At 66.0% G+C, this 9,122-nt stretch carries 8 protein-coding genes; 1 reads left to right on the forward strand and 7 read right to left on the reverse strand.

Annotation, left to right across the window (positions count from 1 at the left end):
• Window positions 1-2 precede the first annotated feature (2 nt).
• The 7 genes from ASG92_RS06315 to dxs form a co-directional block, all read right to left on the reverse strand.
• Window positions 3-824 carry a hypothetical protein gene (locus ASG92_RS06315; RefSeq protein WP_056626006.1) on the reverse strand — a complete coding sequence of 274 codons (822 nt, stop codon included), beginning with the start codon at window positions 822-824 and terminating at the stop codon, window positions 3-5.
• A gap of 175 nt (window positions 825-999) precedes the next feature.
• The gene (locus ASG92_RS06320) at window positions 1,000-2,097 is read right to left on the reverse strand and encodes a nucleoside hydrolase (RefSeq protein ID WP_056626009.1); all 1,098 of its coding nucleotides are present in this window, start codon (window positions 2,095-2,097) and stop codon (window positions 1,000-1,002) included.
• Window positions 2,097-3,074, reverse strand: coding sequence for an aldo/keto reductase (locus tag ASG92_RS06325; RefSeq protein ID WP_056626011.1), 978 nt, complete (start codon window positions 3,072-3,074; stop codon window positions 2,097-2,099). Before ASG92_RS06325 ends, ASG92_RS06320 begins: the two co-directional genes overlap by 1 nt.
• Before the next feature lie 53 nt (window positions 3,075-3,127).
• Window positions 3,128-3,346, reverse strand: coding sequence for a hypothetical protein (locus ASG92_RS06330; protein WP_056626014.1), 219 nt, complete (start codon window positions 3,344-3,346; stop codon window positions 3,128-3,130).
• 33 nt (window positions 3,347-3,379) lie between these two features.
• A complete protein-coding gene (locus tag ASG92_RS06335) occupies window positions 3,380-3,940 on the reverse strand; it encodes a hypothetical protein (RefSeq protein ID WP_056626017.1) in 561 nt (186 codons plus the stop codon).
• Complete coding sequence (locus ASG92_RS06340; protein ID WP_056626019.1) at window positions 3,937-4,482, reverse strand: DUF402 domain-containing protein; 546 nt, start codon at window positions 4,480-4,482, stop codon at window positions 3,937-3,939. Before ASG92_RS06340 ends, ASG92_RS06335 begins: the two co-directional genes overlap by 4 nt.
• Window positions 4,479-6,452, reverse strand: coding sequence for a 1-deoxy-D-xylulose-5-phosphate synthase (gene dxs, locus ASG92_RS06345; RefSeq protein ID WP_056626022.1), 1,974 nt, complete (start codon window positions 6,450-6,452; stop codon window positions 4,479-4,481). The genes ASG92_RS06340 and dxs overlap by 4 nt, the downstream gene beginning before the upstream one ends.
• Window positions 6,453-7,005: 553 nt before the next feature.
• Between dxs and ASG92_RS06350 the strand changes: the two genes are divergently transcribed.
• On the forward strand, window positions 7,006-7,407 hold the full coding sequence (locus ASG92_RS06350) for a hypothetical protein (protein ID WP_056626026.1): 402 nt from the start codon (window positions 7,006-7,008) through the stop codon (window positions 7,405-7,407).
• Window positions 7,408-9,122: the final 1,715 nt, after the last annotated feature.

A 9,122-nucleotide genomic window follows, 5' to 3' on the forward strand; every position in this document is an offset into this window, starting at 1 on the left:
GGTCAGGCGTTCCGCTTGGCCGGCTCCTTGCCTGCGAGGACGTTGTAGCGGCGGACGAACGGGAACTGGAATGTGGTGCGCCGCGGAAGTGCGTAGACCAGCAACGCCGCGATGGTGAAGACGATGGCCTTGTCCATGGGGTCCGAGATCAGGGCCTGCTTGGTGATGGCGGCCAGCAGGGTGTCGCCCATGGCGCGGAAGGCGCTGACGATCGCGCCGGTTCCGGCTCCGGCGGTTCCGCCGAACACGAACGCCGCGATGGGCGCCGAGACGACGCCGGCGACGATCCCGGTGACAAATCCGGCAACGGGTGCCAGGTAGAAGCGCCGGAACAGCCCGTAGCGGGCGGCGGTGCCGGCGAGGAAGCCGATGAGCGCCGCGCCTGCTGCGAACGGCAGGACCGTGGGGTTGATGAAGGACCAGACGATGCTGCTCAAGGCGCCGGTGGCAGCGCCGGCGGCGGGGCCCGCCAGGACGGCGATCAGTACCGTGCCGATGGCATCGAGGTAGAACGGCAGGCCGGTGCTGCCCATGAGCTGCCCGAGCACGATGTTCAGGACCAGGGCGACCGGCATGAGCACCACCGTGGCGGTGGGAAGGGTGGGAAGCACGCCCACGATCAGCAGGACCGCGCCGAGCAGGAACCCGCCCAGAGCGACGAGGGCGGAGACGCTGCCGAGTCCGCCGGCGATGTCGGCCGGCTGGGTGAGCACCAGGAAGATGAACGTGGCCGCGATCGCGGCGGCGCCCAGGATTTCGAGCAGCCGGCGGTTCCGGCCCGCCTGCTGACCGGGGGTGGGGAGGGTAAGGGACGGCTGTGACATGGTGCTTCCTTAGGCTGATGACGGCGGGTCCCGCACCCGTGGCGTGATGGTCCGCGTACGCAAAAGTGGGGCGCCTATGTCACCTTGGCGCGGCTACCATCCTACCGACCGCCGGGCGCGCCTGCTACGGGGAATCCGGGCTGCAGCGGGCCTGCTATAGCTGCTGCGCAGAACCCTAGCTGCTGCGCAGTGGCAGGGAGCGCGCCAGCGCGCCCACGGACGAGATCAGCTCATCGAAGCACTGCCCGGGATCGTTGGAGGTGACGATCCGTGCATTGGCCGGCTCTTTCCAGATGCCGCGGAAGTCAGCGACCGTGGTGCCGATGAGCCGGGGCGACCCGGTTTCCACGTGGACGGTCGCGGGCCGCGTCGCGTACGGCGTGCGGCCGACTGCGACGGCGGCAGCAAAGGCGTCGTGCATGTGCGCAACAAATCCCTGATCGTATAGCCGGTGGAATTCCATGTAGAAGCGGATGGCGTCAGACAAACAGGCCACGAGAGGATTCCGCGACCGGCTGCGCTGCCCTTCCGGCTGCTCCGGCAGCACGAGTTCCGGTTCAGCCGCGCCGGCCGCTTCGGCCAGCCGCTGCAGGTGCTCCGGCAGCACGAGTTCCGGTTCAGCCGCGCCGGCCGCTTCGGCCAGCCGCTGCAGGTGCTCCGGCCGCATCTCGATCCGCTCGGTGGTCTCCAGCGCGCACACCACCGGCAGGCTGTCTTGGGGTAGGCCGCTGTAGGCGGCGAAGACCTCCTGGGCCGCATGCGGGTCCACGGACACGTTCCATTCCGCCGTGGGCGTGGTGTTGCCCTGGTAGTTGAAGCATCCGCCCATGATGACCAGGCCCTTGAGCAGCCTGGGAAGTTCAGGCTCGCGGCGCAGGGCCAGCGCGAAGTTGGTCAGCGGGCCGGTAATCAGCCCGGTGATCTCCCCCGGGTGTGCCCGGACCGTCTCCACCCACACATCCACGGCATGCCGCGGCGATATCTCCCCTGCGGGCTTCGGCAGCTCCGCGTAGCCGATCCCCTGGGGACCGTGGGTCTCCTCGGTGGTCACCAGCGGAATCTCCAGCGGCACCTCTGCGCCGACGGCCACTTCCACGCCGGTGCGGCCGCAGAGTTCCAGGAGGGCCAGATTGTTCAGGGCCACCTGCCGGGCACCCACGTTGCCGGCCGTGCAGGTGATGGCCTGGATGGTGACCTCCGGCCGGGAGAGCAGGTAGACCAGTGCGAGGGCGTCGTCAATCCCGGTGTCGACGTCCATCAGGACGGACTGCATCAGAACAGGGCCACCTTGGGCGTCTGCGGGAAGATGGCGTCCAGCTCGTCCAATTCGGCCCTGTCCGGCACCCAGGCGACGGCTTCGGCATTCTCCCGGACCTGCTCGGGCCGCGTGGCGCCGGCAATGACGCTGCTGACGGAGGGCTGGGCGGCCAGCCAGGAGAATGCGACCTGGACTTCGGTGAGGTCACGGGCAGCCGCGAAGGCACTGAACTGTTCCAGCTGCTGCCAGTCCGCATCCCGTACCAGGTTGGTGCGGGTGTGGCTGAGCCGCGAGCCGGCCGGGGCCTGGTCCGGCGCGTATTTACCGGTCAGGAGCCCGTTGGCCAGCGGGAAGTAGGGCAGTACCCCGATCCCGTAGGCCTCGGCCGCGGGGGTGACCTCCAGTTCGGCGCGCCGGTCCAGCAGGTTGTAGTGGTTTTGTGAGGAGATGAAGCGCGATCCGCCCCGGGCACGGGAGACGAATTCGGCCTCGGCGACCTGCCAGCCGGCCCGGTTCGAGTGGCCGATGTACCGCACCTTGCCGCTGGTCACCAGCTCGTCGAGGGCATCGAGGGTCTCTTCGATGGGGGTCAGCGGGTCCGGCGTGTGGAACTGGTAGAGGTCGATCCAGTCCGTGCCGAGCCGGCGCAGGGAGGCCTCAGCCGCGCGGATGATGTAGCGCCGCGAACCGCGCGCCCCAAAGTCCTTGCCGTTGGCGCCGTGCATGTCCATGCCGAACTTGGTGGCCACGACGGCTTCCTCGCGCCTGCTGCCCAGCGCCTTGCCGAGCATCGTCTCGCTCAGTCCCGGCTCGCGGCCGTAGGTGTCGGCGACGTCGAACAGCGTCACCCCGGCGTCAAGGGCGGCACGAACGACGGCGTCAGTCCCCTCCTGCGATTCCGTCGCCGTATTGGCCCGGTCCAGGTTGTTGCAGCCGAGCCCGACCACGGAGACAGTCAATCCGGATTTTCCAAGACGGCGGTATTCAGTCATGGAAACACCCTATAACGGCACCGGCGGCCGCCCCCGGCAGCAGGGAGTTTAGCTCAGGCGGATTGGAATTCCAGTCCGTGCTCGTCCAAGGCGTCCTGAAGCTGCGCCAGGGTCTTGGCGCACATGCCCGGGAGCGCCGCCAGCTGCCGCAGCCCCAGCTGCGCCACCTGTTCCAGCGTCTCCACCCCGGAGTGGGCGAGAAGCCGACGGGCTGGCGAGGCTATGCCCCGCGGAAGCGGTGTTCGGCCTGGTTGGACTGACTTCGGTGTCATGACGTCCTGCCTTCCATGTGCTTGGAATTGCTCTTAGAGGTTGAAGCTGGCGGCCTGCTTGGGTGAGTGCTTCAGCTTCAACGCCGTCGGGTCGCTGAACGGAGACGCGCCGATGCTGAGCTTGGTAAAGTCCAGGTCCTCGCCGCGGATGCAGACCTTGATGGCGTTCACGGCCTTGTTCACGTCCGGGCACAGGCAGAAGATGTTGAGCTTGGAGTCGCTGAATTCCGTACGGTCCACAACACCCAGGCCGCGCCAGGCCAGGTGGCTGATCAGAGCGTCCTTGGCCTTTTCCTCAAGGTAGCGGTCCCGGCTGGTGCCTTCCTTGGTCTTCAGCGCATACTGCGCGACGACCCAGAACTGCTCCTCCTCCGGAAGCTCGGCGTAGCCGTCCTCGGCACACTGCACCGCGAATGCGTCCATCAGCCGCTCGGCGGCCCCGGCATCCGGAACGTCCGTCTCGTCGGTCTTGCTCTGGTGCCCCACTGCCCCGTGGTTCATGACGAACTGGCTGTAGTCCTCGTCGAACCAGGCCTCCCTGAACTGGAGGGCCCCTTCTTCATCACGCTTATAGACCCGGATAATTCCGCTCATGCTCGTCCTTTCCTAAACCATTCACGGTCTGTGCCGTCGAATGGTGGCTGTTGTGCCTTTACGGCCTGGTAGAGCTCATCGGATGCCGACCTGATGCGGTCAACAAGCTGCGCGGGATATGCCATCTCAATCCTGTGCTCTGCGAATTCGTCCTCGTCATCGACGAATACGCCGCGGTCCGCCGAGCGGATCACATCGAGGTCCATGTCAATCACGTGGAATTCCGCCACACCGGGCTTGAGGTTCTTCCATTCATGGGCTGTTGCCAGGTCCACGTAGACACGGAAATCGCCGGGGTAGGTGTCGTCATAGAACGTGACGACGAATTCGCCGGTCCGGGGAACCAGGAGCACGGCGTCCGACGCAGTATAGAAAGCCGCGCCGGGCCGGGCACAGAATTCGTTGGTGCCCTGGAAAATCCACCAGCCGTGCGCGTCCTCGCCCAGATACCGGCCGGGAACCACCCAGTGTGCCCGTCCGTCCCACTTGCGGTTGCGGGCCACCACCAGGTCGCCCTGCTTCAGTCCGTGCGGAATCCTCACAGAATCGGCAGGCTGCCCGTGCTGGGATGTTCCTGCCCCGGCAGGGGGCGTGCGAAAGGCACCTTCGTCCCGAGAACCTGCGCCACGACGTCGTGCGTGATCTTCTGGGCGGTGAGGCCCACGCGTTCCAGGACCTGGCTGCGGGTGCCGTGGTCCAGGAAGTCGACCGGGAGTCCAACCTCGTTCAGGGCGGTGTCCACGCCGGCGGCGCGCATCTCCTGGCGGATCCGCGAGCCGACTCCGCCGGCCCGCACGCCGTCTTCGATGCAGATCACGAGGCGGTGGTGGGACGCGAGGGCCACGATGGACCGGCGCACGGGAAGGACCCACCGGGGATCCACGACCGTGGAGCTGATCCCCTGTGCGCCGAGCCGGTTGGAAACATCCAGCGCGAGCTCGGACATGGCGCCGACGCTCACGATCAGGACGTCGTTTTCGCTGGATCCGGCGGGGCGGCGGGCCAGCACATCGACGCCGTCGCCCAGCCTTTCAAGGGCTTCGACTTCCGCGCCGACGCTGCCTTTGGAGAACCTGACCACGCTGGGAGCGTCTTCGATTGCGACGGCTTCCCGGAGCTCCTCGCGGAGGCGGGAGGCATCGCGGGGAGCGGCGAGGTGGAGTCCGGGAACGATCTGGACCATGGCCATGTCCCACATGCCGTGGTGGCTGGCGCCGTCCGGGCCCGTCACGCCGGCCCGGTCCAGGACGATCGTCACGCCGGCCTTGTGCAGGGCCACATCCATGAGCAGCTGGTCGAACGCCCGGTTGAGGAACGTGGCGTAGATGGCCACCACCGGGTGCAGTCCGCCGAAGGCCATGCCGGCCGCGGAGGTGAGGGCATGCTGTTCGGCGATTCCGACGTCGATGACCCGCTCGGGGTGGCGCGCGGCGAACTTGTGCAGCCCGACCGGGATCAGCATGGCGCCGGTGATGCCGACGATGTCCTGACGTTCGTCCGCGATATCGGCAATTTCGTTGGCAAAGATGGAGGTCCAGGACTGGGCACCCGTGCCTTCGGTGGGCTCGCCGGTCTCCGGGTCGATGACGCCGACGGCGTGGAACTGGTCCGCCTCGTGGGCGCGGGCGGGGGCGTAGCCGTGGCCCTTCTCCGTGATGGCATGGACGATCACCGGCCCGGCGTACTGTTTGGCCTGCGCGAGGGCGTGCTCCATGGCCTGCAGGTTGTGGCCGTCGACGGGTCCGATGTACTTCATGCCGAGGTCCTCGAACATGCCCTGGGGTGCCCACCAGTCCTTGATGCCCTTTTTCATGGCGTGCAGGCTGCGGTACGTCAGCTGGCCCAGCGGGCCGCCGTTCTGGAGCTTGTGCTTCCACCAGTCCAGGGTGCCCTCGTAGGCAGGAGCGGTGCGGAAGGAATCGATGGTGGGACGGAGCGAGGCAAGGTAATCGGCGAAGCCGCCCACCGTGGGCGCATACGAGCGGCCGTTGTCGTTGACCACGATGACCACGCGGCGCTTCTTGTCCGCCGCGATGTTGTTGATGGCCTCCCAGGCCATCCCGCCGGTCAGGGCGCCGTCCCCCACCACCGCAATGACGTAGCGGTCTCCGTCGCCGGTCAGCTGCCGGGCCCGCGAAATTCCGTCCGCCCAGGACAGCGAGGAGGACGCATGCGAGCTCTCCACGATGTCGTGCTCGGACTCGCCGCGCGCCGGATAGCCGGACATGCCGCCCTGCTGGCGCAGGGTGCCGAAGTCCTGCCGGCCGGTCAGGAGTTTGTGGACGTAGGACTGGTGCCCGGTGTCGAACACGATGCTGTCCCGGGGCGAGTCAAAGATGCGGTGCACGGCCATGGTGAGTTCCACGACGCCGAGATTGGGTCCGAGGTGTCCACCGGTCTGCGAGACGTTGCTGATCAGGAATTTCCGGATGTCGGTAGCCAGCTGTTCGAGCTGCGCTCCGGACAACTTGCTCAGGTCCTGCGGGTTCCGGATGGTCTCCAAGATTCCCAACGGCCCCTCCTTCGGTGGTAGACGTGCCTTTTAACTCTAACGCCTCTGCCGTCGCCGCCGCGCCGGACGGCGAAAGCCCCGGCCGGTCTGGGACCGGCCGGGGCCTTCGCGTGCGTTACCGGTATTGGCCGGCGACTCCGCTAGTTCGCGGAGATCTGGCGCAGAACGTACTGAGACATGCTTCGATAGCCCCTTACATCGCCACTCGTCGGTCCCTCCTCGACTCCACTCCCACTGACAGCACAAAACGCCTGGTCAGGGGGCCGTCGATAGGAGTGAACGGGCACTACCTCGCAGTTGGTGAAGCACCTCCGATCACATGCTTCGTCAGCGGTACTCGCGTACAGCTCAGCGGCCGGCCCGAGATGAACCTCCGCGGCATGGGCGTGCGCGAAGCCTGGGCAGACGAGCCATTCCGGAGCAGGCACCTTTCCTGACCACGCTTGTCGGTCGCCCGCTGGCATCGGGCCCTAGGGAACCCGTCATCTCCCTGCCTCACGCCTCCCGCCGGGTCCTGCCCTAGGCCGCCGCGGTCATCCTCGGCACATGGGTCATGGGAGCCTTTTACCAGGCCTTCGGCCCTGCCGTCGCCGATGACCAGTTCGGCACCACCAACGCGCTCGTCGCAGCCGCCGTTTTCGCCTCCATCATGCTGCTCAACCCAGTAGGCGGCCTCCTCACCGGCAGGCTCAGCCCCGCCCGCAAGCAAAGCCTCGGCATGGCCGTCTTCCTGCTCTCGATCATCGGCGTCGTCGCCAGCCTCGCCACCGCAGCGACCGTCCCCTTCATGGCTGCCAGCCTCGTCGCCAGCGCCGGATGGGGAGCCGCGTTCTCCGGCTCCGTCCAGTCCCTACCCACCGGGGCCGAGCCGCAGGATCGCGCCGGGATCCTGGCCGCCGTCTCATCGCCGGAGCCCTCACCCACGCCATGTCGCTGTTGCAGGTCGCCGTCGTGATGGGCAGTGTCACTCTCCTGTGCTCGGTCATCGTCCTCATCGCCACTCGAGAGCCCGGTCACGGGTCACTGATTCATAGCAACTTAGGAGGCACGCCTTAGGTCCGGAAATTTGAACTTTTATGGTCACAAACTATTTTCCAGAGATGGGTAGCAGAAGTGTGCTTTGACCTGCGAGTATGCGCAAAATTGCCCCGGTTTGGACCATATAAAATTGCAGATTTTCTTGCCAGTGAAGGTTAAAAAGGGGGGGTGGGTCCGTTCAGGCCCTTGTTTCCCCTGTTCAGGCAAGGTTCTCGGCATTTAAGGCCCCTGGCACGGCGATCAAGTCGACCGGGCCGAGCTTGACCGGAGGACGATAGCGACCTTGCGAGAGACCATGAGAGGAGCTTGATTGACGAACGTTCAAGAACGAGGTGGGTCGGCATGGGCCTAGGTCGCATCGTGCTCGCTTAACCAACCGGCGTCTGTCCGACGGACGAGTAATCGGCCACATGGATGATCATCGTGTGGGACGCGGGCTCGAGCTCGGTCACGATCACCCGTGTCCGGCGGAGGCCGCCGTCAACAGGTGCGCCGCCGATTGTCTCCCGAAATGTTGTCGCCCGGGAGTCCGAGTGGACAGGCTCGAATGGTCACCGCGGCGCAGCGTCATCGCGATCGGGCGAAGTTCGCCGCCCCACCGATCGTGCATGGTCTTACCTCCTCCCGGAGGAGTGTGTATCGGTGCGGTGATGTGCTCGTAAACGAGCGAAAAGCGAGCTTCAGATCCTTGCTAGCACACCAATATCGGCGGGCCGAGTCTCACCTGTGCAGATTGAGGGCACGAACCGTAGGCAGGATCGGCTGATCAACGCCTTTAGAGACCGTCGCAGTTTTCGCTATAGTCTCTCGCCGTCCACAAGCCCTCCGGCCCCGGTACGGCCTGCCATCAGCCCGGGGAGGGCCGGCCTCTTCTTAGGGTGGAAGTTCGATCAGTCCCCCGTGCACACCACTGTCGCCCTCGACCGTTGGTGGACGCCTCCGGGGCGGGGAACTGATCTCCCGCCATTTATCGCTGCGTTCAGGCAAAGGCGTTGGAATGTCTCGCTAAGCAAGCACGCCCAGGAAGAAGCAGGATCGGGAACGGCAGCTCTACGTTTCAGTAGCTGGGCGGGCCCATCTGCGCAGTGCGTCGATGGTGGTTTCTGGTGAAGTGTTGAAGCAGAACACGATACCGGGGACGAGCTCGTTGAGTAGATTGAGAACGCGCTCGAACAGCGACGGTGCTCCGCTGCCATACGCAGGCCCGCTCCGATCATCGCAACCTGGACCGGTCGGGCGGCGAGGCAGTCACGGACCCTTCTTTCGGCCTCGTCCAGGTCGGCCGGGACCAGGCAGGACACGACGTCGAACCCGCCCGCCCGCATTGCGGCCTCGCCAGCTGCAATCCGGGCCGCCAGCATCTCAGGCGTGATCTCCGGGTGCCGGCTGAGGTCGACGGCGCCCGGATGCAGGCCGAGCGACAGGACGGTGTCCACCGTCGATGGGTTGGACTTCGAAAATGCCTCGGTCATCATGCGTTCTCTCCTTTCACGCGATGCTAACGGCAGTCCCCCATGAGGTTTGTGACGTTTGCCACTTCTTGACATTTAGGCACCCCTTTGACTGGACGGCGTGAGTGGTGCCGCTCAAGCCGAGCGGTACCGCGCCAAGAAAAAGGGAAAGATTGGGGCG

It is taken from the genome of Arthrobacter sp. Soil736, from assembly GCF_001428005.1.
Classification (GTDB): domain Bacteria; phylum Actinomycetota; class Actinomycetes; order Actinomycetales; family Micrococcaceae; genus Arthrobacter.

What these genes read in the sequence shown, in the direction of transcription:
- ASG92_RS06315 (WP_056626006.1), bottom strand. Translation starts at nt 824, where the DNA reads ATGTCACAGCCGTCCCTTACCCTCCCCACCCCCGGTCAGCAGGCGGGC.
- ASG92_RS06325 (WP_056626011.1), bottom strand. Translation starts at nt 3,074, where the DNA reads ATGACTGAATACCGCCGTCTTGGAAAATCCGGATTGACTGTCTCCGTG.
- ASG92_RS06335 (WP_056626017.1), bottom strand. Translation starts at nt 3,940, where the DNA reads ATGAGCGGAATTATCCGGGTCTATAAGCGTGATGAAGAAGGGGCCCTC.
- ASG92_RS06330 (WP_056626014.1), bottom strand. Translation starts at nt 3,346, where the DNA reads ATGACACCGAAGTCAGTCCAACCAGGCCGAACACCGCTTCCGCGGGGC.
- ASG92_RS06350 (WP_056626026.1), top strand. Translation starts at nt 7,006, where the DNA reads ATGGGAGCCTTTTACCAGGCCTTCGGCCCTGCCGTCGCCGATGACCAG.
- ASG92_RS06320 (WP_056626009.1), bottom strand. Translation starts at nt 2,097, where the DNA reads ATGCAGTCCGTCCTGATGGACGTCGACACCGGGATTGACGACGCCCTC.